Source organism: Pseudomonas sp. R25(2017) (assembly GCF_002112565.1).
Classification (GTDB): domain Bacteria; phylum Pseudomonadota; class Gammaproteobacteria; order Pseudomonadales; family Pseudomonadaceae; genus Aquipseudomonas; species Aquipseudomonas ekonensis.
The window spans coordinates 242,916-269,174 of the sequence record NZ_NEHZ01000006.1; the positions used below are offsets into that span (position 1 = coordinate 242,916).

Here is a 26,259-nt window from a genome sequence, read left to right on the forward strand (position 1 = left end):
GTTTAGTAGTCGATGGGGTCGCGCACGATCGGGCAGGTCATGCAGTGGCCGCCGCCGCGTCCGCGGCCCAGTTCGCCGGCGCTGATGGTGATGACCTCGATGCCGGCCTTGCGCAGCAGGGTGTTGGTGTAGGTATTGCGGTCGTAGCCGATGACCACGCCCGGTTCCAGCGCCACCACGTTGTTGCCGTCGTCCCACTGTTCGCGCTCGGCGGCGAAGCTGTTGCCGCCGGTCTCGACCACGCGCAGCTGCTTGAGGTTGAGGGCGTCGGCCACCACTTCGATGAACGATTTGTTCTCGCGGCGCACGTCCATGCCGTAAGGCTTGCTGCTGTCGGGGCGGATGATGAACGGCACGATTTCCTTGACCACTTCCGGGAAGACCGTCACCAGGTCGCGGTCGCAGAAGCTGAACACGGTGTCCAGGTGCATCGCCGCGCGGGATTTGGGCAGGCCGGCCACCACGACCTTCTCCACCGCGCCCTTGGCGAACAGCGATTGCGCCAGTTGGCCGATGGCCTGGCGCGAGGTGCGCTCGCCCATGCCGATCAGCACCACGCCGTTGCCGATCGGCATCACGTCGCCGCCCTCAAGGGTGGCCTGGCCGTGGTCTTTGTCCGGGTCGCCGTACCAGACTTCGAAGTCGGCGTTGGCGAACTCGGGGTGGAACTTGTAGATGGCGGTGGCCAGCAAGGTTTCCTGGCGGCGGGCCGGCCAGTACATCGGGTTGAGGGTCACGCCGCCGTAGATCCAGCAGGTGGTGTCGCGGGTGAACTGGGTGTTGGGCAGCGGCGGCAGCAGGAAGCTGGAGTGGCCCAGGTAGTCGCGGTACATCTTGATCACGCTGGCGCCTTCGCTGTCCGGCAGGTCCTCGCCGGCCACGCCGCCGATCAGGAACTCGGCCAGCTTGCGCGGCTCCAGGCCTTCGAGCCAGCTGCGCACTTCGTTGGTCAGGCCGACGCCGACGGTGTCAGGGGTGATCTTGCGGTCCAGGATCCATTTCAGCGCTTCGGGGTTCTGGACGGTCTCGGTCAGCAGGTTGTGCATTTCCAGGACTTCGATGCCGCGCTCGCGCATCTTGGTGACGAAGTCGAAGTGGTCGCGCTTGGCCTGGTTGACCCAGATCACATCGTCGAACAGCAGTTCGTCGCAGTTGTTCGGGGTCAGCCGCTGGTGGGCCAGGCCGGGGGAGCAAACCATGACTTTGCGCAGTTTGCCGGCTTCGGAATGGACGCCGTACTTAACTTTTTCCGTGGTCATTACTGTGATCCTCCAGAGATGGTTATCTCGCGGTTACAGGGTCAGGAAGCCGTCGTAGAGACCGTAGGCAGCCACCAGGGCGCCCGCGACCACTGCGGCGAAAATCAGCTTCTCGACAGGGGTGAAAACCGGTTTCTTGACTTCAAGCTTGGCCTTGGCGAACAGGATCGCGCCGGGGGCGTAGAGCAGGGCCGACAGCAGCAGGTACTTCACGCCGCCGGCATAGAGCAGCCACACCGCGTAGAGCAGGGCGATGGCGCCGATGATCAGGTCTTTCTGCCGCTCGCCCGCCGCGCCCTCGTAGCTTTCGCCGCGCACCGCCAGCAGCACGGCGTAGGCCGCCGACCACAGGTAGGGCACCAGGATCATCGAGGTGGCGAGGTAGATCAGCGACAGGTAGGTGCTGGCCGAGAACAGGGTGATCACCAGGAACAGCTGCACCATGGCGTTGGTCAGCCACAGGGCGTTGGCCGGCACATGGTTGGCGTTCTCGCGGCGCAGGAACTCCGGCATGGTGTGGTCCTTGGCGGCTGCGAACATGATCTCCGCGCACAGCAGCACCCACGACAGCAGCGCCCCCAGCAGCGAGATGATCAGGCCGACGCTGATCAGCACCGCGCCCCAGTGGCCGACCACGTGCTCGAGCACGGCGGCCATCGACGGGTTCTGCAGCTTGGCCAGTTCCGGCTGGGTCATGATCCCCAGCGACAGTACGTTCACCAGCACCAGGAACAGCAGCACGGTGATGAAGCCGATCACGGTGGCCTTACCGACGTCGGTGCGCTTTTCCGCCCGGGCCGAGAAGATGCTCGCGCCCTCGATGCCGATGAACACCCACACGGTGACCAGCATCATGTTGCGCACCTGGTTCATCACGTTGCCGAGGCTCGGGTTCTTCGCGCCCCAGATGTCGGCGGTGAAGATGTCCAGCTTGAAGGCGAACAGCGCGATCAGCACGAACAGCAGCAGCGGCACGACCTTGGCGACGGTGGTCACCAGGTTGATGAACGCCGCTTCCTTGATGCCGCGCAGCACCAGAAAGTGCACCGCCCACAGCAGCACGGAGGCGCCGATGATCGCGGCGACAGTGTTGCCTTCGCCGAAGATCGGGAAGAAGTAGCCCAGGGTGCTGAACAGCAGCACGAAGTAGCCGACGTTGCCCAGCCAGGCGCTGATCCAGTAGCCCCAGGCCGAGGAGAAGCCCATGTAGTCGCCGAAGCCGGCCTTGGCGTAGGCGTACACCCCGCCGTCCAGGTCGGGTTTGCGGTTGGCCAGGGTCTGAAACACGAACGCGAGGGTCAGCATGCCGACGGCGGTGATGGCCCAACCGATCAGCACGGCGCCGACATCGGCGCTGACGGCCATGTTCTGCGGCAATGAAAAGATCCCGCCACCGATCATGGAACCGACGACCAGTGCAGTCAGCGCACCGAGTTTAAGTTTTGCGGAGGACTCAGACATTGCATGACTCCATTGCAGGAGAAGAGAGACGTCAGGTTAAGTCTGTTGGTCGGTCAAACAGCTGACTTAGATCAGTTCATGGGCACATTCCATTGCTAAATGAATGACTTATGAATTCGCCTAGGGCATAAGGTCGCTCGCCTGGAAGGCCCGTGGCAGAAGGGTCTGCAAGAGAAAACGGGAATAACTCGTATTCCCTTGGGATGTTGAAGCTAGTCCGTTTTGCCGGTTTGGCAAATTTTCCGCATCTGTTTTCAGTACAGAAATGATTTATTACGAATGGCGCACAAAATTGATTTTCGGCACTCGCCGTTAGAGTCAATGGCTATATATAAAAGGGGTTTATTGGCGATATCCAATAAACGTTATTACGCTTGAATCCGTTTGATTAACGACGGTTACATGACGCTGTTTACGGCCTTCGACCCACGGGAACCTGGAGACGCTGGAATGTCGCAACCGACGCAAAAACTGCGCCTTGGCGCACTGATCGCCCTGGTGGTGGGCTCGATGATCGGCGGGGGCATCTTCTCCCTGCCGCAGAACATGGCGGCCCGGGCCGACGCCGGCGCGATCCTGATCGGCTGGGCGATCACGGCGGTCGGCATGCTGACCCTGGCGTTCGTGTTCCAGACCCTGGCCAACCGCAAGCCGGAACTCGATTCCGGGGTGTACGCCTACGCCAAGGCCGGCTTCGGCGACTACATGGGGTTCTCGTCGGCCTGGGGCTACTGGATCAGCGCGTGGCTGGGCAACGTCGGTTACTTCGTGCTGCTGTTCAGCACCCTGGGCTATTTCTTTCCGGTGTTCGGCCAGGGCAACACGCCGGTGGCCATCGGCTGCGCGTCGCTGCTGCTGTGGGCGGTGCACTTTCTGGTGATGCGCGGGATCAAGGAGGCGGCGTTCATCAACCAACTGACCACCGTGGCCAAGATCGTCCCGCTGGTGATGTTCATCGTCATCGCGGCGGTGGCGTTCAAGGCCGACGTCTTCACCCGCGACATCTGGGGCCGCAGCAACCCCAGCTTCGGCGGGGTGATGGATCAGGTGCGCAACATGATGCTGGTGACGGTGTTCGTGTTCATCGGCATCGAAGGGGCCAGCGTGTACTCGGCCCGGGCGGAGAAACGCAGCGACGTCGGCCGGGCCACGGTGATCGGCTTCATCGGCGTGCTGGCGCTGCTGGTGCTGGTGAACGTGCTGTCGCTGGGGATCATGAGCCAACCGGAACTGGCGACCCTGCAGAACCCGTCGCTGGCGGCGGTGCTGGAGCACATCGTCGGGCCGTGGGGCGCGCTGCTGATCAGCATCGGCCTGGCGGTGTCGCTGCTCGGCGCGTTGCTCTCGTGGGCGCTGCTGTGCGCCGAGATCCTCTTCGCCACGGCCCGGGACAAGACCATGCCGGCGTTCCTCAAGAAGGAGAACGCCAACCACGTGCCGGTCAACGCGCTGTGGCTGACCAACGTGATGATCCAGATCTTCCTGCTGATCACCTTGTTTTCCGCCGGCACCTACACCAGCCTGATCTATCTCGCCTCGTCGATGATTCTGGTGCCGTACCTGTGGTCGGCGGCCTATGCGGTGCTGCTCAGCGGCCGGGGCGAAACCTACGAGCACGCCTCGGCCGAGCGCACCAAGGACCTGCTCATCGGCGGCATCGCCCTGTGTTACGCGGTGTGGCTGCTGTATGCCGGCGGGGTGAAGTACCTGCTGCTGTCGGCGCTGCTGTACGCGCCCGGCGTCATCCTGTTCGCCAAGGCCAAGCATGAGCAGGGTGAGCCGCTGTTCACCACGCTGGAGAAGGGGATTTTCACCTGCGTGATCGGCGGGGCCGGGCTGGCGGCGTATGGGTTGTACAGCGGCCTGCTGTCGCTGTGAGGCTGCGGCTGGACGTTCAGGCGCCCTACGACTGGCCGGCGATGCTCGGATTCCTTGGGGCACGGGCGGTGGCCGGCATGGAGACGGTCGAGGCCGGCGTGTATTCGCGGATCATCGGCTTGAACGGGGTCGGCGGCAGCGTGTCGGTCCGGCCCGGTGACGGGGATGGCCTGGACGTGGAACTGGATTTTCCCGAGCCGGCGGCGGTGCCGGAGATCGTCGCGCGTTTGCGTCGATTGTTCGGCCTGGATGCGGATGTGGTGCGGATGCAGCGGCACCTGGCGGCGGACCCGCTGTTGGCGCGGTTGATCGCCGAACGGCCGGGACTGCGGGTGCCGGGGGCGTGGGACGGGCTGGAGCTGGCGTTCCGTGCGGTGCTGGGGCAGCAGATCACGGTGACGGCGGCGATCCGTCTGGCGGGGAAACTGGTGGCGCGTTACGGCGAACCGATCCATTCGCCGGTGCCGGGGTTGACCCATGCCTTTCCCGAGGCTGGCGTGTTGGCGGTCGCCGATCTGGCGGCGTTGGGCATGCCCAAAAGCCGGGGGCGGACGTTGTCCGGCGTGGCGCAGGCGCTGCTGGACGATCCGTCGCTGTTCGAATCCGGGGTGACGCGGCTGCTGGCCTTGCACGGCATCGGCGACTGGACGGCGCAGTACATCGCCTTGCGCCAATTGCGCGACATGGACGGGTTTCCGACCGGGGATGTGGGGTTGCTGCGGGCGCTGGAGGTGCTGGAGGGCCGGCGGCCGACGGCGCGGGAACTGACGGCGCGGGCCGAGGCCTGGCGACCGTACCGGGGGTATGCGGCGCAGGTGCTGTGGACGTCGTTGGGGCGGGGGGATTGATCGCGGGTTTTGTGTCGGCTGCACCGGCCTCATCGCCAGCAGACTGGCTCCCACAGTTTTTGCGGTGAGCACAAAATCTGTAGGCACCGTCAGTCCCTGTGGGAGCCAGCCTGCTGGCGATGGCGCCGGTGAAGGCCCTCGGGCAGCGAGCCGGCGAGGTCACAGCCAATGCGGGGAATGCGAACCCAGTTCGGTGGCCGGCAACGCCCAGCGCAACGGCGTCCCGCTGATGTTCAGCGACGCCTTCAGCCGATGGGCCGGCCCCCACGGCGTCTGCTCCACCCGCGCGTCCTGATCCTGGCCGTCCTCGGCCCGCAACGGTTCATCCGTCCCCGGCCCCTGCTCGATCAACAGCTTCGCCGTGCGCGCCAAAGACAACCGTGCCGAGCCGGCCTTGCCGCTGTGCAGGCGCTCGGTCAGCAGGCGGATCACGCTGGCCGCCATCAGATACCCGGTGGCGTGATCCAGCGCCTGCACCGGCAGCGGCGTCGGCGTGTCGCTGCGCCGCCAGCGCTGCCCGGCCTCGGCGATGCCGCTGCTCATCTGCACCAGGCTGTCGAAGCCCCGACGGTTGCGCCACGGGCCGCTCCAGCCGTAGGCGTTGAGGCTGACGTCGATCAGCCCCGGCGCCCACTTGCGCCGGGATTCGGCGCCGAAACCGAGGTTTTCCAGGGCATCGGCCCGGTAGCCGTGCACCAGGATGTCGGCGCCCTTGAGCAGCGTCTCAAACACCGCGCGATCCGCCGGAGCGTGAAGATCCAGTCGCGCGCAGCGTTTGCCGAGGGTGAGTTCCGGCACCACACCGGGCTCGTTCCAGGTCGGCGGATCGATGCGCAGCACCTGGGCGCCCAGGCCGGCGAGAAAACGGGTGGCGGTCGGCCCCGCCAGCACCCGGGTCAGATCCAGCACCTTGAGCCCGGCCAGCGGTTGCGCCGCCGAACCTGTCCAGGCGCAGGGGCTTTGCGCTTGACCGTCGAAGACATGCACCAGCGGCTCGGCATTCACCGCCAGGCCCTGCGGGTGCTGCTGCCACTGGGCCCAACTGCGCATCTGCGCCGCGCAGCCGTTGGCCTCGACCACCGCGTGCTCCAGCTCCGCGGCGGTCCACTGCGCGACCTTCGCAGTCATGGCGGCGCGGTCGGCGCAGGCTCCGAGCACGCGTTCGGCGGCGGCGCGGTGGTGCGGGGCGTTGGTGTGCAGGCGGATCCAGCCGTCCTGTGTCGCGTAGTCGCCGGCCACCGGATCCCACAACGGCGGCACGTTCCAGCCGTCCGGGCGCAGCGAGGCGGCGAACCAGAACGAGGCGAGGCGGCGGTCGACTTCGACGGCGGGCCGGTGGCCGGTCTGCCGGAGCAACAGTTCGCTGACCGCTTGGCCTGCGGCGGCGATGCTGGCGCAGGCCAGGTCGGTGACGGCGAAGGCCGAGGGCAGGGCGCCGACGGCGGTGAAGGGGATCGGCGTGCGGGGCAGGCCGAGCGCGGCTTGGATGGATGCGAGCAGATCGGTCATCGAAGGCCCTCCGGAAGGAGAGCGCAGCATAGTGCAAAAGGCGCACCCGGGAACCCTGTGGGAGCCAGCCTGCTGGCGATGACGCCAGCAGGGGCACCGCATGGCAGGGGTCAGACGCGGAACTGATCCATCAGCTTCATCTGCTGGCTGGCCAGGGCGTTGAGCTGGCTGCTGATGGCCGCCGATTCGCTGGCCTGTTCGGTCAGGGTTTCGGTGACGGTGCGGATCGCCGAGACGTTGCGGTTGACCTCTTCGGCCACGGCGCTCTGCTGTTCGGCGGCGCTGGCGATCTGCAGGTTCATGTCGCTGATCACGGTGACCGCTTCGCTGATCTTGCCCAGCGCGTCCACGGCCTGGCGGATCTGCCCGGCGTTGCTCTGGGCCTGGCTCTGGCTGGAGTGCATGGTCGCGACCACGCCGCGGGTGCCGGACTGGATGCGTTCGATGACCACGCGGATCTCCTCCACCGAGTCCTGGGTGCGCTTGGCCAGGTTGCGCACTTCGTCGGCCACCACCGCGAAGCCGCGGCCGCTCTCGCCGGCGCGGGCGGCCTCGATGGCGGCGTTGAGCGCCAGCAGGTTGGTCTGTTCGGCGATGCTGCGGATCACTTCCAGCACCGAGCCGATCTGTTCGCTGTTGAGCGCCAGTTCCTCGACTTCGGCCACCGCCTTGCTGACTTCATCGGCCAGTTGGCTGATGTCGCGGGTGCTGCGCTCGATGATCGACATGCCGTCCCGGGCCGACTGGTCCGCGCCCTTGGCGGCGTTGGCCGCGTTCGAGGCGCTGTTGGCGACGTCGTGGGCGGTGGCGCTCATTTCGTTGGAGGCGGTCGCCACCTGGTCGATCTCGCGGAACTGCACCTGCATGCCTTCGCTGGTCTGGCGGGCGATGGCCGACGACTGGTCGGCGGTGCCGCGGGCGTCGGTGATGCTCTGCTTGATCTGGGCGATGGTCGGCTGCAGCTTGTCGAGGAAGCGGTTGAACCAGTTCACCAGTTCGCCCAGTTCGTCTTTTTTCCCGTAGTTCAGGCGTTGGGTCAGGTCGCCTTCGCCGCTGGCGATGTTCTTGAGCATGTCGGCGACGCTGTTGATCGGCCGGGTCACGCCCGAGGCGGTGAGCCAGATCAGCAGCAGCCCGAGCAGGCCGGCCACCACGGCGACCGACAAGGCGGTGATCGTGCCGGCCTCCTGGGCGTCGTCGAGCACCGCCTGCAGTTTGACCGAGTCGGCCAGCAGCACTTGCTTGGGCAGGTCGATGACCACGCCCCAGGCGCGGGCGTCGCCGATCGGGTTGACCGGGTACACGGCGCGGATCAGGTCGCCCTGTTCGAGGATCTTCGGGCTGCCGCCGCCGAGCAGTTGCAGGATGTCCTTGCCTTCGGCGCCCAGGGTGTCGGCGATGCCTTTGCCGACTTTGCTGGCGTCGGCGCTGTAGGCGGCCAGCACGCCGCTGCCGGAGACGATCAGCATGTGCCCGGCGCTGTTGAACAGTTCGCGCTGGGAATCCACCGCCGCCGCTTGCAGGGCGTCGAGGGCGATGTCGACGCCGACCACGCCGATGGCCTTGCCGTCCACCAGCAGCGGCACGGAGATGGTGGTCATGAGCATTTCCTTGCCGCCCACGGTGTCGGCGTACGGGTCGAGCAGGCAGGTGCGCTTGTTGTCGCGGGGGCAGGTGTACCAGCTGTTGTACGGCGTGCCGCTGAGGCTGAGGGTGGTCTTGGTCATGTCCTCTTCGACCATGATCGTGTTCAGCGCGGTGCCGGCGGCGCGGCTCCAGTAGCTGGCGAAGCGGCCGGCCTCGTTGGATTGGCGGGCGGCGTCGTTCTTGAATTCGCTGTCCTTGCCGTCCAGGCCGTCGGGTTCGAACGCCAGCCAGATGCCGAGCACCTTGGCGTTGCGCTCGAAGGCGGTCTTGAGGCTCTGGTTCAACTCTTCGCGCAGGGCGCCGGCATCCATCGAGCGTTTGGCGGCCATCACCCGCATGTCCTTGATCTGGTCGGCCAGGGCGGTGACCGCCAGCAGGCTTTCGCCGAAGGTCTTCTGCACCCGCACCGCCTGTTCGGCGGCCTTGGCCTGCAGCAGGTCCTGCACGCTGGCGATGAGCATCTTGCTGCTGGAGTCGCTGACCAGTTCGTCGTTGCGGTTGGTCTGGTGAATGTTGATGCCGACGATCAGCGCCACCACGCCGAGCAGGCACAGGCCGGAGAGCAGGACGATTTTCAGGCGAATGGAAAGAGAGTCGAACATGGGGCGATCTCGCGAATGAATGAAAGGTTGGCCACGGGGCGGACTCACCCGTTTCGCCAAATCCATTCAGCGCCATGCCTTGCTCATCGGCTTGGGGCACAGCCGCATGAGGCGTCGACCGACGAACGGTCATGGCTAAACGTTTGCGCAGGAAAATGCCCTGAAAAGGGCAGAAAATTCAGGAGATCTTCGGCAACGGTTCCGGTCGTGACCAGATCCACAGGTTGCCCAGGGTCATGCCAGCGATGGCGAGGTAGACCGGCCAGCCGTGATCGAGCATCACCAGCATCAGCGTGGCGCACAGCAGCATGCTGGCCGTGGCGCTGAGCTTGGCCCGGCGGGCGATGAGCTTGCCGTTGCGCCAGTTGCGCAGGATCGGGCCGAACAGCCGATGGTTCTCCAGCCAGGCGCTCAGGCGCGGGGAACTGCGGGTGGCGGCCCAGGCCGCGAGCAGGATGAACTCGGTGGTCGGCAGGCCGGGCACCACGATGGCGATCAGGCCGATGCCGAGGCTGACGTAGGCCAGCAGGCCGAACAGCAGGCGGGCGAGTTTCGAGGAGGCGGGTCGGGGCATGGAGTCGGTGGGGCACGTGAGGCGGAAGGGGATCTTACAGGCTTGTGCGGTCTGGGGTTGAGGCAACTGCCTTGCGGCGCCTGCACGGACGCCATCGCCAGCAGGCTGGCTCCCACAGTTTTGTGTGCTGCACATCACTTGTGGGAGCCAGCCTGCTGGCGATAACGCCCTTGAAGGCACAGTTGCCGTTCACAGGGAGACGGCGGCCGGTCAGGCCGGTTCGGCTTCGGTCGAGTAGGCCTGTTCCAGCAGCACGGTGAAGCGGTTGAAGGCGTCGAGGGCGCCTTGCTCGGCTTCGGCTTCCTCTTCGGCAGTGAACGGCAGCGAATCGAGGGTCTTGACGAAGCGCTTCCAGCCTTCGGCGCGGCCGCCTTCCGGTTCGCCCAGGTGACGGGCACCGAAGGTTTCGCTCAGGTCCAGTGCGACGGCGCGCTTGATCAGGAAGGCCGCACCGAGCTTCGAACCTTCGGAGACGAAGATCCAGCCCAGGGCACGGGCCTTGCTCGGGTTGTGCACCGCACCGGCCACCGGGGCCGGGACGTCGGTGCCGAGGTCGGCGAGGTCGGCCTTGGCCGCTTCGGCGCGGCAACGGGCCGGCAGGTCAGGGACGATGGCGGTCAGTTCGGCATCGTTGTACAGCGCCACCAGTTCCGACTGGAACAGGTATTGGGCGACCACGAAGCGGGCGAAGCTTTCGCGGGTCTCGAAGGGGGCGTGAGCCTTGACCAGCGCATCGAGCTTGCTGTGCGGCTCGTGGGTGATCTGGTTCAGGCGTTGCGAACGCAGGGATTTTTCCGGGGCGATCATGGGATGTCCTTGAAAAGCAGTGGCACTTGATAACGAGACGTACAAGAAGACGCATGAGCGTAAAAAAACCTCACTGCGCGGCGATGCACGCGCGCAGTGAGGCGGGCCGGGTCAGATGTCCCAGACCAGGTTGACCGCGAAGTTGCGGCCCGGCTGGGTCAGGCGGTCGAGGTTGGCCGGGCTCAGCACCGCGGCTTCGCCGACGCTGTCATAGCCGCGCACGTCGTCCCACAGCCAGTACTTTTTGTCGGTCAGGTTGTAGATGCCGCCGCTGACGGTGACGTCGTCGGTGACCTTGTAGAACCCGGTCAGGTCGAGAATGCCGAAGCCCGGCGACTTGAACTGGCTGCTGACGCCGTCCGGCGACTTGAACTGGCTGTCGTCGACGCGATCCTTTTTCTTCACCACGGTCCAGCTCAGCAGGCCGCCGTAGTTGTCCTGGTCGTAGCCCAGGCCGAACACGCCGGTCAGCGGGTTGACGCTGTTGAGCGGCTCGCCGGTGTCGTTGTTGCGACCGTAGGCGTAGGCGACCGAACCCTGGGTGTACAGGCCCTGCGGCGCGCCGAACGCGTCCAGGTTCAGGCGGCCCTTGACCTCGGCGCCCTTGATGGTGGCGTGCTTGATGTTGTTGGTCTGGAAGGTCAGCTCGCTGTAGCCGGGCGTGACTGCGTCTTCGTTGATGAAGTCGCGGTACTTGTTGTAGAAGACCGCCACATCGAACGAGCCGGATTCGAAGTTGCCGCGCAGGCCGGTCTCGTAGCTCTTGCTTTTCTCCGGCTCCAGATCCGGGTTCGGCGCCACGTTGTAGCCGGTGGTGCTGTTCTCGAAGCGGCCGTACAGCGCCTTGGCGGTCGGGGTGCGGAAGCCTTCGGCGTACTGGCTGTACCAGGTGTAGTTCTCGGTCAGGGCGTAGGTCAGGCCGAACTTGGGCGAGACTTTGTGCCAGGTCTTGTTCGAATCGCTGACCGTGCCTTTGCCGTCGGCGGCCACGGTGTTGAGGAACTCCTGGGTGATGTGCGGCTTGAGCTGGGTGTAGTCGTAGCGCAGGCCCGGCAGGAAGGTCCAGTCGTTCCAGCTGATCTGGTCCTGGGCGAACAGGCTGTAGGTATTGATGGTCGGGTCCGGGAAGTCGCTGGACTTCTTCAGCACGTCGGCCGCGCTGGTGGCGCCGATGGCGGTGCAGCCGCGGCCGACCGCCAGGCACTTGCCGTCGCCGCTGCGCGAGCCGGTGACTTCCTGCCGCTTGATCGTGGTGCCGTAGGTCAGGACATGGTCGGTGGCGCCGAGGCTGAAAGCCTTGTCCAACTGCGCGTCGAACACCCACTGCTTTTCTTCGTAGACCGTGTCGCGGGTGCGCAGCACCTTGCGGGTCATCGGGTAGTAGAACTCCTCGGTGCTCTGGTCGGTCTTGGCGGTCTGGTGGTTGAGGCTCCACTTCACGTTGTCCGCCAGCAGGCTGTTGAGCTCGAAGCTGTGCTCCAGGCCGAAGCGCTCGCGGGTGATGGTGTCGTTGCCGGTGCGCCACTGGTACATGCCGCCGGGCAGCACGCTGTTGGGGAGGGTCGGCGCGCCGTTGAAGTAGGGGCCGCCGTAGGCGCTTTTCTGGTCGGTGTCGCGGTCGTCCTTGTATTTCTCGTAGGTCAGGCCCAGGCGCGAGCCCTCGGCGTAGTTCCAGCCGAGCTTGGCCAGCACGTTGCTCGCCTTGACGTCTTCCGGGTTGGCGGCGGTGCGGTCGAGGCCGGTGCCGTTGTTGCTGCCGTAGGAGTCGGTTTCATGGCCGTCGCGCTGGCTGTAGTGCAGCAGGCCGTCGAACCGGTCGGCGCGGCCGGCGACGGTGGCGGACTTCAGCCAGCTTTCGTCGGCGGAGCTGTAGCCGGTCTTGAGGCGGGCGCCGACGTCCTTGCCGGGCTTGATGATGTCGTCCGCGTCGAGGGTGTAGTAGCTCACGGCGCCGCCGATGGCGTTGCTGCCGTACAGCACCGAGGCCGGGCCGCGGAGGATCTCCACGCGCTTGACGATTTCCGGGTCGACGTAGTTGCGTTGGGTCTTGGCGTAGGGGCCGTTGAAGAAGCCGTCCGGCACTTCGACGCCGTCGACCTGGGTCAGGATGCGGTCGCCGTCGATGCCGCGGATGTTGTAGCCGCTGATCCCGCCGCGCTGGCCGGCGCCGCCCACGGAGACGCCGGGCTCGTAGCGCACCAGGTCCTTGATGGTGTTGACGTTGCTGCGGTCGAGCTCTTCACGGGTGTGCACGGTGACGGTGGCGGGCACGCTGTTCACCGACTGTTCCTGGCGGGTGGCGCTGATGGTCACCTGATCCAGGTTGAGCGCGCCGGCGGTGCTGCGTTTCTCCAGCACGACGTTGTTGTTGCCGATCTTGCGAAAGCTCAGGCCGGTTCCCGCCAACAGGCGCTCCAGGGCTTTTTCCGGCGGCAGCGAACCGCGCACGCCCGGCGACGACACGCCTTCCCCCAGTTGCGCCGGCAGGCCCACCTGCCAACCGGTGACGGCGGTGAACGCATTGAGCGCCGACACCAGCGGCTGCTGGGCGATGGCGAACGAGTAGTCGCCCATGTTGCGCGCTGGCTGTTCGGTGGCCGCCATCAGCGGTGCGGTGCCGGCCATCAGGATGGCGGCCGTCAGCAGCGACAGTACGCGGGAAGGGGAAGCGGTCTGGCGGGTAAGGCGTGATGACATCGATAGCGCTCCGTGTCGCACGAATCTTTATAGGTGCTGATCCGCGTCCGGAGATGCGAATCAATTGCATTGGCTATAACGAGACGTACGAGCTTCGGCTATCGAGTAAAAATAATTCTCATTTAGTTCAGGATCACCAGCGCCGGGAATTCCTTCAGGCGCGCGGAGGTGATGTGGGCCAGGGAACGCACCACGTCCAGCGGCTGGTCGAGGCGGTAGTTGCCGGTGACGGCGACGTCGGCCAACTGCTCGTTGGTGTTGATGATCCAGCCTGGATAGTAGCGGCGCAGCTCCGCCAGGACCTGGCTGAGCGGGCAGTTCTCGAAGATCAGCCGGCCCTGCACCCACGCAAGGTCGGTGGCGGCGTCCTGTTTGGCCGGGCGGTCGAAGCCGTTGGGGCCGATGCGGATGCTTTCCCCGGCCGACAGGCGCACCCGGGCGTCGTCCCCGGTGGCGCGCAGGTCGACGTCGCCGCGCTGCACGCGCACCTGGGCCACGCCGTCCAGGTAGCGCACGGCGAACGCGGTGTCGTGCACGCTGGCCTTCACGGGGCCGGCGTCGATCTCCAGCGGCTGGCTGCGGTTGGCGGCGATCTCGAAGAACGCTTCGCCCTGGTACAGCCGCGCCACCCGCTGGCGGTCGTTGATGGTGCTGGAAAATGCCGAGTTGGTGTTGAGCAGGACTTTGGAACCGTCCTCCAGTTGCAGGCGCTGGCGCTCGCCGACCACGGTCAGGTGGTCGGCCTGCAGGCGCATCGGCAGGTTGCTGAAGCTGAACAGGCCCAGCACCAGCACGGCGGCGGTGGCCAGCGGTTTCCAGTGCGGGCGCAGGCGGGTGAGGACGGTGACTTTCTGCGGTTTGGCGGCCAGCGCCTGGGCGCACTGCGCCACTTGCGGGCCGTCCCAAATGGCCTGGGCCTTTGCGAAGGCTTCGGCGTTGCGCGGATCGGCCGCCAGCCAGGCGTGGAACTGCCGGGTCTGCTCTTCGTCCGGACTGCCGAGCGCGATGAGCCAGTCCAGGGCCTGGTCCATTGCGTTGGCGGCGTCCTGCGCCGTATCGGGCGAAGGCGGGCGGTGGGTGTCCGTCACGGTGTTTCCTCGGCAGTGTCGTTGCACGGCTGTTTTTTTAGTGAAGCGTAAAAGTCGGGCAAGGGTAACAAAGCCCGATGATCCGTGCAGTCGCTGCTCGGACTTACAGACCTTTCCTACGGCTTCAGTCGCCGTTCAAGCGTTCGGCGACGCCGATGCAGATGGTCATGATCAGCTTGAGTTCTTTCTGCACGGTGCTGAGGGACACGTCCAGCTCGTCGGCGATCTGCTGGTAGCTGTGGCCGTGCAGGCGGCTGAGGATGAAGATCTGCTGCTGGCGGGGGCTGAGTTCACTGAGGCTCACGTTCAGGCGTTCCAGCAGTTGTTCGGCATGGGCGGCGTCTTCGGCGCTGCTGGCGGGGGCGGCGACGCTGTGCACCACCTCCTGCGGGACGTCGTCGACCATGGTGCGCGCGTGGATCTTGCGGGCGCGCAGATGATCCAGCGCCAGGTTGCGGGCGGTCTGGAAGACGAAGGGTTCGAGGTGATCGATGGCCCGCTCGCCCAAGGCCCGGGTCACGCGCAGGTAGGTCTCCTGCAGCAGGTCTTCGGCGGTGCTGGGGTTGTTGACCATCCGTTGCAGCGTGCGCAGCAGCGAACTGCGCTGGGCAAGGAAGACGTGGTTGAACTGTGCCTGACTCACGGGAGGACCTGATCCGTTTCGATCAAATGATAATGCTTATCATCCAGTAGAATGGTCAAGCTCTGATTTCAGATTGAAATCAGGCACTTCATGCGGGAGCGGTGGCATCCCCCTGTCCCTGTGAGAGCCAGCCTGCCGAAAGCAGTCGCTCCCACAGAACGATCCGGGGTCACTCGGCGTTGCACAGCGCCAGGCAGTTGTCCAGCATGCGGTTGGAGAAGCCCCACTCGTTGTCGTACCAGGCCAGCACCTTGAGCAGCTTGCCGCTGACCTTGGTGTGGTTGGCGTCGAAGATCGACGACAGCGGATTGTGGTTGAAGTCGCTGGAAACCAGCGGCAGGGCGTTGTAGCCGAGGATCTTCGAGTGCTGGCTGGCGGCCTTGAGCAGCGCGTTGACCTCGTCGGCGGACGCCTCGCGCTTGAGCTGCACCGTCAGGTCCACCAGCGACACGTTGATCACCGGCACGCGCACGGCCATGCCGGTCAGCTTGCCGGCCAGTTCCGGCAGCACCAGGCCCACCGCTTCGGCGGCGCCGGTCTTGCTCGGGATCATGTTCTGGGTGGCCGAACGGGCGCGGTACGGGTCGCTGTGATAGACGTCGGTCAGGTTCTGGTCGTTGGTGTAGGCATGGATGGTGGTCATCAGGCCGCTTTCGATCCCCAGTTCGCGGTGCAGCACCTGAGCCACCGGGGCCAGGCAGTTGGTGGTGCACGAGGCGTTGGAGATGATCTGGTGCGAGGCGCGCAGGATGTCGTGGTTCACGCCGTAGACGACGGTGGCGTCGGCGCCTTTGGCCGGCGCCGAGATGATCACTTTGCGGGCGCCGGCGCTGATGTGCGCGGCGGCCTTGGCGCGGTCGGTGAACAGGCCGGTGCATTCGAACACCACGTCGATCTTTTCCGCGGCCCAGGGCAGGTCGGCCGGATTGCGGATGGCGCTGACGGAAATGCGGTCGCCGTTGACGGTCAGGCTCTCGTTGTCATGGGCGACTTCGGCATCGAACGTGCCGTGAACGGTGTCGTACTTGAGCAGATGGGCGTTGATCGCGCTGTCACCCAGGTCGTTGATGGCGACGATCTGCAAGTCCTGCCGATAGCCTTGGGTATACAGTGCGCGCAGGACGTTACGGCCGATGCGGCCAAAACCATTGATTGCGATTCGAAGAGTCATTGAACAGCGCCGCCGTCGTTTTGTTGTTGGAATTACAAGATTATTCGCAAAAAAATAGAAAACAAGCCCTTTTGGTGGCAGTATTTTGTTTTATCTACAACGAGTGACCTGAATCAACTGGTCCGAATGATCAAGAAAACCGTCCGTCATCCCGAGCGCGCGGGCCTTTGATCAGCATAGACAATCAGGTCGCCACATCCGTTAGCCTGGAGTTCTACACATGCATCCCCGCGTTCTTGAGGTCACCGAACGGCTTATCGCCCGCAGCCGCGCCACGCGCCAGGCTTACCTTGCATTGATTCGCGGCGCAGCCTCCGACGGGCCGATGCGCGGCAAGCTGCAATGCGCCAACTTCGCCCACGGCGTGGCCGGCTGCGGCAGCCAGGACAAGCACAGCCTGCGGATGATGAACTCGGCGAACATCGCCATTGTTTCGTCTTACAACGACATGCTCTCGGCGCACCAGCCGTACGAGGTCTACCCGGAATTGATCAAGAGCGCCCTGCGCGAGATCGGCTCGGTGGGCCAGTTCGCCGGCGGCACCCCGGCCATGTGCGACGGCGTCACCCAGGGCGAGCCGGGCATGGAGCTGAGCCTGCCGAGCCGCGAAGTGATCGCGATGTCCACGGCGGTGGCGCTGTCGCACAACATGTTCGACGGCGCGCTGATGCTCGGCATCTGCGACAAGATCGTGCCGGGCCTGATGATGGGCTCCCTGCGCTTCGGCCATCTGCCGACGATCTTCGTGCCGGGCGGGCCGATGGTCTCGGGCATCTCCAACAAGGAGAAAGCCGACGTGCGGCAGAAGTACGCCGAAGGCAAGGCCACCCGCGAAGAGCTGCTGGAATCGGAGATGAAGTCCTACCACAGCCCCGGCACCTGCACCTTCTACGGCACCGCCAACACCAACCAGTTGCTGATGGAAGTCATGGGCCTGCACCTGCCGGGGGCGTCGTTCGTCAACCCGAACACGCCGCTGCGCGACGCGCTGACCCGCGAAGCCGCGCACCAGGTCACCCGCCTGACCAAGCAGAACGGCCACTTCCTGCCGATCGGCGAGATCGTCGACGAGAAGGCGCTGGTCAACTCCATCGTCGCGTTGCACGCCACCGGCGGCTCCACCAACCACACCCTGCACATGCCGGCCATTGCCATGGCGGCGGGCATCCAGCTGACCTGGCAGGACATGGCCGATCTCTCCGAAGTCGTGCCGACCCTGAGCCACGTCTATCCGAACGGCAAGGCCGACATCAACCACTTCCAGGCCGCCGGCGGCATGGCGTTCCTGATCCGTGAACTGCTCGACGCCGGCCTGCTGCATGAAGACGTCAACACCGTGCTCGGCCACGGCCTGCGCCGCTACACCCAGGAGCCGTTCCTCGACAACGGCGAGCTGGTGTGGCGCGACGGCCCGACCGAGAGCCTCGACGAAAACATCCTGCGCCCGGTGGCCCGCGCGTTCTCGCCGGAGGGCGGTCTGCGGGTGATGGAAGGCAACCTCGGTCGCGGCGTGATGAAGGTCTCCGCCGTGGCGCTGGAGAATCAGATCGTCGAAGCGCCGGCCATGGTGTTCCAGGATCAGCAGGACCTGGCCGACGCATTCAAGGCCGGCCTGCTGGAAAAGGATTTCGTCGCCGTGATGCGCTTCCAGGGCCCGCGCTCCAACGGCATGCCGGAGCTGCACAAGATGACGCCGTTCCTCGGCGTGCTGCAGGACCGCGGCTTCAAGGTGGCGCTGGTGACCGACGGGCGCATGTCCGGCGCCTCGGGGAAAATCCCGGCGGCGATCCACGTCAGCCCCGAAGCTTATGTGGGCGGCGCTTTGGCGCGGGTGCAAGAGGGCGATATCATCCGCGTCGACGGCGTCAAAGGCACCCTGGAACTCAAGGTGGACGCCGCCGAATTCGCAGCGCGCGAACCCGCCAAAGGCCTGTTGGGCAACAACATCGGCAGCGGCCGCGAGCTGTTCGGCTTCATGCGCATGGCCTTCAGCTCGGCGGAGCAGGGCGCCAGCGCCTTCACTTCTGCCCTGGAGACGCTTAATTGAAACTGGCTTTGGTCGGTGACATCGGAGGCACCAACGCACGGTTTGCGTTGTGGAAAGATCAGCAGCTCGAATCGGTGCAGGTGCTGGCCACGGCCGACCATGCCAGCCCGGAAGAGGCCATCGGCCTCTACCTGAGCCGGCTGGGCCTGGCGCCGGGCGCCATCGGGTCGGTGTGCCTGTCGGTGGCCGGTCCGGTCAGCGGCGACGAATTCAAGTTCACCAACAACCACTGGCGCCTGAGCCGCCAGGCGTTCTGCCAGGCCTTGCAGGTCGAGCGGCTGTTGCTGGTCAACGACTTCTCGGCCATGGCCCTGGGCATGACCCGCCTGCAGCCCGGCGAATTCCGCGTGGTCTGCGAAGGCACGCCGGAGCCGCTGCGCCCGGCGGTGGTGATCGGTCCGGGCACGGGGCTTGGGGTCGGCACGTTGCTGGACCTGGGCGAGGGCCGGTTCGCCGCGTTGCCGGGGGAGGGCGGGCACGTCGACTTGCCGCTGAGCAGCCCGCGCGAGACCCAACTGTGGCAGCACATCCACAGCGAGATCGGCCATGTCAGCGCCGAGACCGCCCTGAGCGGCGGCGGTCTGCCGCGGGTCTACCGGGCGATCTGCGCGGTGGACGGGCATGAGCCCACGCTCGACACGCCGGAGGCGATCACCGCAGCCGGCCTGGCGGGGGATCCGGTGGCGCTGGAGGTGCTGGAGCAGTTCTGCCGCTGGCTCGGCCGCGTGGCCGGCAACAACGTGCTCACCACCGGCGCCCGGGGCGGGGTCTTCATCGTCGGCGGCGTGGTGCCGCGCTTCGCCGATTTCTTCCTGGCCAGCGGTTTCGCCAAGAGCTTCGCCGACAAGGGCTGCATGAGCGACTACTTCAAGGGCATCCCGGTGTGGCTGGTGACGGCGCCGTATTCGGGCCTGACGGGCGCCGGTGTGGCGCTCGAACAGGCTTAGGGCCGAGTCGGCTTCATCGCTGGCGAGCCAGCTTCCACGGTGTTGTGATCAACGCAGACCCCTGTGGGCGCTGGCTGGACAGCGATGGGATCAGAGTCGGTGACAAATTTCCAAGGTTCATCAGGCATAATCCGTCCCAATTCCAATAATCAGGATGCCTTCGAAGTGAGCTCAGTCAACAAGTCGATTTTGTTGGTCGATGACGACCAGGAGATACGCGAGTTGCTGCAGACCTACCTGACCCGCGCAGGGTTTCAGGTACGGGCCACGGCTGACGGCGCCGGTTTCCGCCAGGCGCTCAACGAGGCGCCGAGCGATCTGGTGATCCTGGATGTGATGCTGCCCGACGAGGACGGCTTCAGCCTGTGCCGCTGGGTGCGCCAGCATCCGCGCCAGGCCCAGGTGCCGATCATCATGCTCACCGCCAGTTCCGACGAGGCCGACCGGGTGATCGGCCTGGAGCTGGGCGCCGACGACTACCTCGGCAAACCGTTCAGCCCCCGTGAGCTGCAGGCGCGGATCAAGGCGTTGCTGCGTCGGGCCCAGTTTGCCCAGGAGCGCAGCGCCAGCGAGGTGCTGAGCTTCGACGAGTGGCGGCTGGACATGGTCAGCCACCGGCTGTTCCACACCGACGGCGAAGAAGTGATCCTGTCCGGCGCCGACTTCGCGCTGCTCAAGCTGTTCCTCGACCACCCCCAGGAAATCCTCGACCGCGACACCATCGGCAACGCCACCCGCGGCCGCGAGCTGATGCCCCTCGACCGCATCGTCGACATGGCCGTCAGCCGTCTGCGCCAGCGCCTGCGCGACACGGAAAAGCCGCCGAGGCTGATCCGCACCGTGCGCGGCAGCGGTTATCAACTGGCGGCCAATGTGGTTGCCGGCAATGGCCACTGAGTTTTTGCGCAACCTGGCCGGCAAGGTGCCGATGCCGCGTTCGTTGCTCGGGCGGATGCTGCTGCTGACGCTGTTGGCGGTGCTGTTCGCCCAGACCCTGTCCAGCGTGATCTGGGTCTCGCAGCTGCGGGCGACCCAGCTCGAAGGCCTGGTCACCAGCGCCCGCAGCCTCGCCCATTCGATGACCGCCAGCGTCAGTTACTTCCGCTCGTTGCCGGTGGCGTACCGGCCGCTGGTGCTCGATCAGTTGCGCAGCATGGGCGGCACCCGCTTCGTGGTGACCCTCAACGACAAGCCGCTGGACATGGACGTGCTGCCGGTCACGCCGCGCAAGGCTGCCGTGATCACGGCGGTGGACGAAGTGCTGCACCAATCGTTGGGGCACGACACCGACATCCTCGTGACCTTCGTCAGCCCCGAAGACCTGCGGATCTTCAACGCCGGGCTCAAGCTCGACGAGTTGCCGCGGTCCTGGGCCCACTACGCGCTGACCCTGGAGCCGGTGAACCCGCCGGTGCTGGTCACCCAGATCCAATTGGCGCCGGGCGAATGGCTGTACATCGCCTCGCTGTTGCCCGAGCCGTACACCAGCCTCGAAGAGCAGGGCCTGCCGACGCAGCAGGTGTGGTTCATCGTCTTCACCAGCGGCTTTTTGCTGCTGTTCATCGGCTTGCTGGTGCATTGGCAGAGCCGCCCGCTCAAGCGCCTGGCACGGGCGGCGCGGGAACTGTCGCTGGGGGCCGACGTGGAACCGGTGGCCGAAGGCGGCGGCAGCGAAGTGGTCGAGGTGGGCCGGGCGTTCAACACCATGCGCGAGCGCATCAGCCGTTACCTGACCGAGCGCAGCCAGTTGTTCAGCGCGATCTCCCATGACCTGCGCACGCCCATCACCCGACTGCGCCTGCGGGTCGAACTGCTGGAGGACGAAGCGCTGCAGGCCAAGTTCGGCCGCGACCTGGATGAGCTGGAGATGCTGGTCAAGGGCGCGCTGCAATGCGTCAAGGACACCGACATCCACGAAAACATCGAGCCGGTGGATCTCAACCATGTGCTGGAATGCCTGGTGGAGCCGTACCTGGCGCCCAACGGCAATGGCCGCGTGACCCAGCACGGGCGGGCGCTGGCGACATACCCGGGCAAGCCGCTGGCGCTCAAGCGCTGCATCGGCAACCTGATCGACAACGCCCTCAAGTACGGGCAGAACGCGCACCTGCACATCGACGACGATGAGAGCGCCTTCGTGCTGCACGTCGACGACGAAGGGCCGGGGGTGCCGCAGCAGCGGCTGGAGCAGGTGTTCGAGCCGCATTTCCGCCTGGCCGGGCAGCAGCAAGGTTATGGGCTCGGGTTGGGCATTGCGCGCAACATCGCCCACAGCCACGGCGGCGAGGTGACGCTGCAGAACCTGCGCGAGGGCGGCCTGCGGGTGACGTTGCAGTTGCCGCGCAGCGCCGATTAGCCGGGCCGCGTCAGCTTTTTTCGCGGGCTTGCCCGCGAAGGCGTCCTGCGAAACGACACAAATGTCACCGGTCGGTGACAAACCCCGTCCCCTTCGTTACAAGCCCGCCCCGGCCCGTTGTTTAGACTCCCCGCAGTCATAACAACAAAAAAGGCCACCCATGGATCACTTCAATCCAGGCTTCAGCAGTTGGCTGAACGCCCCTGCCCACCAGCGCTGGCTCGCCGACGAAGGCTTGCGCCTGCTGGACTTCGCCAAGGCCTCGTGGCTGCCGGAGGGCTTCGGCAACCTCGACGGGCGCGGTCGCCTGCCGGCCGGTGCGCACGCCGAAACCATGAACACCGCCCGCATGACCCACAGTTTCGCCATGGCCCACATCCAGGGTCTGCCAGGCTTCGCCGAGCTGGTCGATCACGGTGTCCGCTCGCTGCGCGGCCCGCTGCGCGACGCCGTGCACGGCGGCTGGTTCGCCACCGCCGAGCACCGCGACGGCAACACCGGCAAGAACGCCTACCTGCACGCGTTCGTCGCCCTGGCCGCCAGTTCGGCGGTGGTCGCCCGACGCCCCGGCGCCGAAGCGCTGCTCGACGACGCCATCGACATCATCGACACCTGCTTCTGGAGCGACGAAGAGGGCGCGATGCGCGAATCCTTCAGCCGCGACTGGCGCGAAGAGGAAGCCTATCGCGGCGCCAACAGCAACATGCACGCCACCGAGGCCTTTCTCGCCCTGGCCGACGTCACCGAAGACCCGCGCTGGCTGGTGCGCGCCCAGCGCATTGTCGAACGGGTGATCCACGGCCACGCCGCCGCCAACGGCTACCTGGTGATCGAGCACTTCGACCGCGACTGGCAGCCGCTGCGCGAATACAACCGCGACAATCCTGCCGACGGTTTCCGCCCCTACGGCACCACGCCGGGCCACGGCTTCGAATGGGCACGGCTGATGCTGCACCTGGAGGCGGCGCGGGTACGGGCCGGCATGCTCACCCCCGGCTGGCTGGCCACCGATGCGCAGAAACTGTTCGAGGAAAACTGCCGTCACGGTTGGGCGGCGGACGGTGCGCCGGGCATCGTCTACACCCTCGATTGGGACAACAAGGCCGTCGTGCGCCATCGCCTGCACTGGACGCACGCCGAAGCCAGCGCCGCCGCCAGCGCCTTGCTCAAACGCACCGGCGAAGAGCGCTACGAAGCTTGGTACCGGCTGTTCTGGGAATTCTGCGAATTGAAGTTCATCGACCGCTGCGACGGCAGCTGGCACCACGAACTCGATCCGCTGAACCGCCCCAGCGCCGACATCTGGCCGGGCAAGCCGGATCTCTACCACGCGTGGCAGGCCGTGCTGATTCCCCGCCTGCCCCTGGCGCCGAGCATGGCCACGGCCCTGGCGCAGTGGTCCCAGAGCGTTCCTGTGTAACCATGTCGTGACATTCGCGCGTCCCTTCGTTACCTGCGCAGGGATGCGCGCTGTTTAAACTCGTGTGCAGCGCAAGCTCCAGACTTGCATGCATAACAACAAGAAAGGTACCTCTCAGATGAATGCGATTTCTCGCCTCGCCACTGTCATTTCTGTTGCCTCCCTGTTCCCGCTCGCTGCGCTCCCTCTGAGTGTTTCCGCCGCCGAATCCAAAGGATCGGTGGAAGTCGTGCATTGGTGGACGTCCGGCGGCGAGAAGGCAGCGGTCGATGTGCTCAAGGCCCAGGTCGAAAAAGACGGCTTTACCTGGAAGGACGGCGCCGTGGCCGGCGGTGGCGGCGCGACCGCCATGACCGTGCTGAAAAGCCGCGCAGTGGCCGGCAACCCGCCGGGCGTGGCCCAGATCAAGGGCCCGGACATCCAGGACTGGGCCTCCACCGGCCTGCTCGACACCGACGTGCTCAAGGACGTCGCCAAGGCCGAGAAGTGGGACAGCCTGCTCGACAAGAAAGTCTCCGACACCGTGAAGTTCGAAGGCGACTACGTGGCCGTGCCGGTGAACATCCACCGCGTCAACTGGCTGTGGATCAACCCGGAAGTCTTCAAGAAGGCCGGCATCGAAAAGGCCCCGACCACCCTAGAAGAATTCTACGCCGCCGGCGACAAGCTCAAGGCCGCCGGCTTCATCCCGCTGGCCCACGGCGGCCAGCCATGGCAGGACAGCACCGTGTTCGAAGCGGTGGTGCTCTCGGTCATGGGCGTGGACGGCTACAAGAAAGCCCTGGTGGACCTCGACGACGCGGCCCTGACCGGCCCGCAGATGGTCAAGGCCCTGACCGAGCTGAAGAAAGTCGCGACCTACATGGACGCCGACGGCAAAGGCCAGGACTGGAACCTGGAAGCCGCCAAGGTCATCAACGGCAAGGCCGGCATGCAGATCATGGGCGACTGGGCCAAGTCCGAATGGACCGCGGCCAAGAAAGTCGCCGGCAAGGACTACGAGTGCGTGGCCTTCCCGGGCACCGACAAGGCCTTCACCTACAACATCGACTCCCTGGCCGTGTTCAAGCAGAAGGACGCGGGCACCGCGGCCGGTCAGCAGGACATCGCCAAGGTCGTGCTGGGCGAGAACTTCCAGAAGGTCTTCAGCATCAACAAGGGCTCGATCCCGGTGCGCAACGACATGCTGGCCGACATGGGCAAGTTCGGTTTCGACTCCTGCGCCCAGACCGCCGCCAAGGACTTCCTGGCGGACGCCAAGACCGGCGGCCTGCAGCCGAGCATGGCGCACAACATGGCCACCACGCTGGCGGTGCAGGGCGCGTTCTTCGATGTGGTGACCAACTACATCAACGACCCGAAAGCCGACCCGGCCGACGCGGCCAAGAAGCTGGGCACCGCCGTCAAGTCGGCCAAGTAACGCTCGCCCCTGCAGGGGCGAGCCCTGCTCGCGAAAGCGGTGGAGCAGCCGGCCGATGTGTCGGCTGACGAACCGCGACCGCCGGCAGGCTGGCTCCCGCAGCTTGCGATCCTCAATCCCTGTACTGGATTTCCCCATGAGTTCTGTCGCTGTGTTCAGCAAGGCCTCGCCGTTCGATGCGTTGCAGCGCTGGCTCCCCAAGCTGGTGCTGGCGCCGAGCATGTTCATCGTGCTGGTGGGCTTCTATGGCTACATCCTGTGGACGTTCGTCCTGTCGTTCACCACCTCGACGTTCCTGCCGACCTACAAGTGGGCGGGGCTGGCGCAGTACGCGCGCCTGTTCGACAACGACCGCTGGTGGGTGGCGAGCAAGAACCTTGCGGTGTTCGGCGGCCTGTTCATCGGCATCACCCTGGTGATCGGCGTGCTGCTGGCGGTGTTCCTGGATCAGCGCATCCGCCGCGAAGGGTTCATCCGCACCATTTATCTGTACCCGATGGCGCTCTCGATGATCGTCACCGGCACGGCGTGGAAATGGCTGCTCAACCCCGGCATGGGCCTGGACAAGCTGCTGCGCGACTGGGGCTGGGAAGGCTTCCGTCTGGACTGGCTGATCGACCCTGACCGGGTGGTGTATTGCCTGGTGATCGCGGCGGTGTGGCAAGCCTCGGGCTTTATCATGGCGATGTTCCTGGCGGGCCTGCGCGGCGTCGACCAGTCGATCATCCGCGCCGCCCAGATCGACGGCGCGAGCATGCCGACCATCTATTGGAAAGTCGTGCTGCCGAGCCTGCGTCCGGTGTTCTTCAGTGCGGTGATGATCCTGGCCCACATCGCGATCAAGAGTTTCGACCTGGTGGCGGCGATGACCGCCGGCGGCCCGGGCTACTCCTCGGACCTTCCGGCGATGTTCATGTATTCGTTCACCTTCAGCCGCGGCCAGATGGGCATGGGCTCGGCCAGCGCCATCCTGATGCTCGGCGCGATCCTCGCGATCATCGTGCCGTACCTGTATTCCGAGCTGAGGACCAAGCGCCATGACTAACCTCGCCGACAAACCTTCCGTCAGCCTGAGCCGCATCGCCATCCACGCCGTGCTTCTGCTCGCCGTGGTGCTGTACCTGGTGCCGCTGGTGGTCATGCTGCTGACCAGCTTCAAGACCCCGGAAGACATCAGCACCGGCAACCTCCTGAGCTGGCCGGCCGTGGTCAGCGGCATCGGCTGGGTCAAGGCCTGGGGCACGGTGGACGGCTACTTCTGGAACTCGATCAAGATCACCGTTCCGGCGGTGCTGATCTCCACCGCCATCGGTGCGCTCAACGGCTATGTGCTGTCGATGTGGCGCTTTCGCGGCTCGCAACTGTTCTTCGGCCTGCTGCTGTTCGGCTGCTTCCTGCCGTTCCAGACCGTCCTGCTGCCGGCCTCGTTCACCCTCGGCAAGATGGGCCTGGCCAGCACCACCACGGGCCTGGTGTTCATCCACGTGGTCTACGGCCTGGCGTTCACCACGCTGTTCTTCCGCAACTACTACGTGACCATCCCCGATGCGCTGGTGAAGGCGGCGCGGCTGGATGGCGCCGGGTTCTTCACGATCTTCCGGCGGATCATCCTGCCGATGTCCACCCCGATCATCATGGTCTGCCTGATCTGGCAGTTCACCCAGATCTGGAACGACTTCCTGTTCGGCGTGGTGTTCTCCAGCGGCGACTCGCAGCCCATCACGGTGGCGCTGAACAACCTGGTCAACACCAGCACCGGGGTCAAGGAATACAACGTTGACATGGCAGCGGCGATGATCGCCGGGCTGCCGACCCTGCTGGTCTATGTGGTGGCAGGCAAGTATTTCGTGCGCGGGCTGACGGCCGGCGCGGTCAAGGGGTAATC

At 65.6% G+C, this 26,259-nt stretch carries 20 protein-coding genes and 1 pseudogene; 10 read left to right on the forward strand and 11 right to left on the reverse strand.

Annotated features, from left to right (window positions below; genetic code table 11):
• Positions 1-2: 2 nt before the first annotated feature.
• Together arcA and arcD (CAG31_RS10140) are read right to left on the reverse strand one after the other, a co-directional pair.
• Entirely contained in the window at positions 3-1,259 is a 1,257-nt protein-coding gene (gene arcA / locus CAG31_RS10135; protein WP_085580505.1) for an arginine deiminase, read from the reverse strand.
• 33 nt (positions 1,260-1,292) lie between these two features.
• The gene (gene arcD / locus CAG31_RS10140) at positions 1,293-2,720 is read right to left on the reverse strand and encodes an arginine-ornithine antiporter (protein ID WP_085580507.1); all 1,428 of its coding nucleotides are present in this window, start codon (positions 2,718-2,720) and stop codon (positions 1,293-1,295) included.
• Between the two features lie 450 nt (positions 2,721-3,170).
• On the opposite strand from arcD (CAG31_RS10140), the gene arcD (CAG31_RS10145) reads away from it, so the two are divergent.
• Together arcD (CAG31_RS10145) and CAG31_RS10150 are read left to right on the forward strand one after the other, a co-directional pair.
• Positions 3,171-4,598: an arginine-ornithine antiporter gene (gene arcD, locus CAG31_RS10145; RefSeq protein ID WP_085580509.1), complete on the forward strand. Its 1,428-nt coding sequence runs from the start codon at positions 3,171-3,173 to the stop codon at positions 4,596-4,598.
• The gene (locus tag CAG31_RS10150) at positions 4,595-5,446 is read left to right on the forward strand and encodes a DNA-3-methyladenine glycosylase (protein WP_085580511.1); all 852 of its coding nucleotides are present in this window, start codon (positions 4,595-4,597) and stop codon (positions 5,444-5,446) included. The genes arcD (CAG31_RS10145) and CAG31_RS10150 overlap by 4 nt, the downstream gene beginning before the upstream one ends.
• A gap of 159 nt (positions 5,447-5,605) precedes the next feature.
• Here the strand turns inward: CAG31_RS10150 and CAG31_RS10155 are convergent, their stop codons facing one another.
• The 9 genes and pseudogenes from CAG31_RS10155 to gap form a co-directional block, all read right to left on the reverse strand.
• Entirely contained in the window at positions 5,606-6,955 is a 1,350-nt protein-coding gene (locus tag CAG31_RS10155) for a CoA transferase (protein WP_085580513.1), read from the reverse strand.
• 110 nt (positions 6,956-7,065) lie between these two features.
• On the reverse strand, positions 7,066-7,821 hold the full coding sequence (locus CAG31_RS28945) for a methyl-accepting chemotaxis protein (protein WP_371856096.1): 756 nt from the start codon (positions 7,819-7,821) through the stop codon (positions 7,066-7,068).
• A gap of 150 nt (positions 7,822-7,971) precedes the next feature.
• A pseudogene (locus CAG31_RS28950) lies at positions 7,972-9,270 on the reverse strand (chemotaxis protein); the annotation flags it as partial.
• 112 nt (positions 9,271-9,382) lie between these two features.
• Complete coding sequence (locus tag CAG31_RS10165) at positions 9,383-9,778, reverse strand: YbaN family protein (protein ID WP_085580517.1); 396 nt, start codon at positions 9,776-9,778, stop codon at positions 9,383-9,385.
• Between the two features lie 210 nt (positions 9,779-9,988).
• A complete protein-coding gene (locus CAG31_RS10170) occupies positions 9,989-10,585 on the reverse strand; it encodes a biliverdin-producing heme oxygenase (protein ID WP_085580519.1) in 597 nt (198 codons plus the stop codon).
• Between the two features lie 111 nt (positions 10,586-10,696).
• Positions 10,697-13,282 (reverse strand): TonB-dependent receptor, encoded by a 2,586-nt coding sequence (locus CAG31_RS10175; RefSeq protein ID WP_085580521.1) that lies wholly within the window; start codon positions 13,280-13,282, stop codon positions 10,697-10,699.
• Between the two features lie 122 nt (positions 13,283-13,404).
• Positions 13,405-14,370, reverse strand: coding sequence for a FecR domain-containing protein (locus CAG31_RS10180; RefSeq protein WP_085580523.1), 966 nt, complete (start codon positions 14,368-14,370; stop codon positions 13,405-13,407).
• Positions 14,371-14,494: 124 nt separating this feature from the next.
• Positions 14,495-15,013, reverse strand: a complete 519-nt coding sequence (locus tag CAG31_RS10185) for an RNA polymerase sigma factor (protein WP_085580525.1) — start codon at positions 15,011-15,013, stop codon at positions 14,495-14,497.
• A 169-nt stretch (positions 15,014-15,182) separates the two neighbouring features.
• Positions 15,183-16,184: a type I glyceraldehyde-3-phosphate dehydrogenase gene (gene gap / locus CAG31_RS10190; protein WP_085580527.1), complete on the reverse strand. Its 1,002-nt coding sequence runs from the start codon at positions 16,182-16,184 to the stop codon at positions 15,183-15,185.
• 220 nt (positions 16,185-16,404) lie between these two features.
• Here gap and edd point away from each other — a divergent pair, with 220 nt between their 5' ends.
• From edd to CAG31_RS10230, 8 genes are all read left to right on the forward strand, one after another.
• On the forward strand, positions 16,405-18,231 hold the full coding sequence (gene edd, locus CAG31_RS10195; RefSeq protein ID WP_085580529.1) for a phosphogluconate dehydratase: 1,827 nt from the start codon (positions 16,405-16,407) through the stop codon (positions 18,229-18,231).
• Positions 18,228-19,178, forward strand: a complete 951-nt coding sequence (locus CAG31_RS10200) for a glucokinase (protein WP_085580532.1) — start codon at positions 18,228-18,230, stop codon at positions 19,176-19,178. Before edd ends, CAG31_RS10200 begins: the two co-directional genes overlap by 4 nt.
• 165 nt (positions 19,179-19,343) lie before the next feature.
• On the forward strand, positions 19,344-20,075 hold the full coding sequence (locus CAG31_RS10205) for a response regulator (RefSeq protein WP_085580534.1): 732 nt from the start codon (positions 19,344-19,346) through the stop codon (positions 20,073-20,075).
• Positions 20,065-21,534, forward strand: coding sequence for an ATP-binding protein (locus tag CAG31_RS10210; protein ID WP_085580536.1), 1,470 nt, complete (start codon positions 20,065-20,067; stop codon positions 21,532-21,534). The genes CAG31_RS10205 and CAG31_RS10210 overlap by 11 nt, the downstream gene beginning before the upstream one ends.
• Before the next feature lie 160 nt (positions 21,535-21,694).
• On the forward strand, positions 21,695-22,954 hold the full coding sequence (locus tag CAG31_RS10215; RefSeq protein ID WP_085580538.1) for an AGE family epimerase/isomerase: 1,260 nt from the start codon (positions 21,695-21,697) through the stop codon (positions 22,952-22,954).
• Positions 22,955-23,072: 118 nt separating this feature from the next.
• Positions 23,073-24,374, forward strand: coding sequence for an ABC transporter substrate-binding protein (locus CAG31_RS10220; protein ID WP_085580540.1), 1,302 nt, complete (start codon positions 23,073-23,075; stop codon positions 24,372-24,374).
• Positions 24,375-24,510: 136 nt separating this feature from the next.
• Entirely contained in the window at positions 24,511-25,419 is a 909-nt protein-coding gene (locus CAG31_RS10225; protein ID WP_085580542.1) for a carbohydrate ABC transporter permease, read from the forward strand.
• Positions 25,412-26,257 carry a carbohydrate ABC transporter permease gene (locus tag CAG31_RS10230; protein WP_085580544.1) on the forward strand — a complete coding sequence of 282 codons (846 nt, stop codon included), beginning with the start codon at positions 25,412-25,414 and terminating at the stop codon, positions 26,255-26,257. Before CAG31_RS10225 ends, CAG31_RS10230 begins: the two co-directional genes overlap by 8 nt.
• Positions 26,258-26,259: the final 2 nt, after the last annotated feature.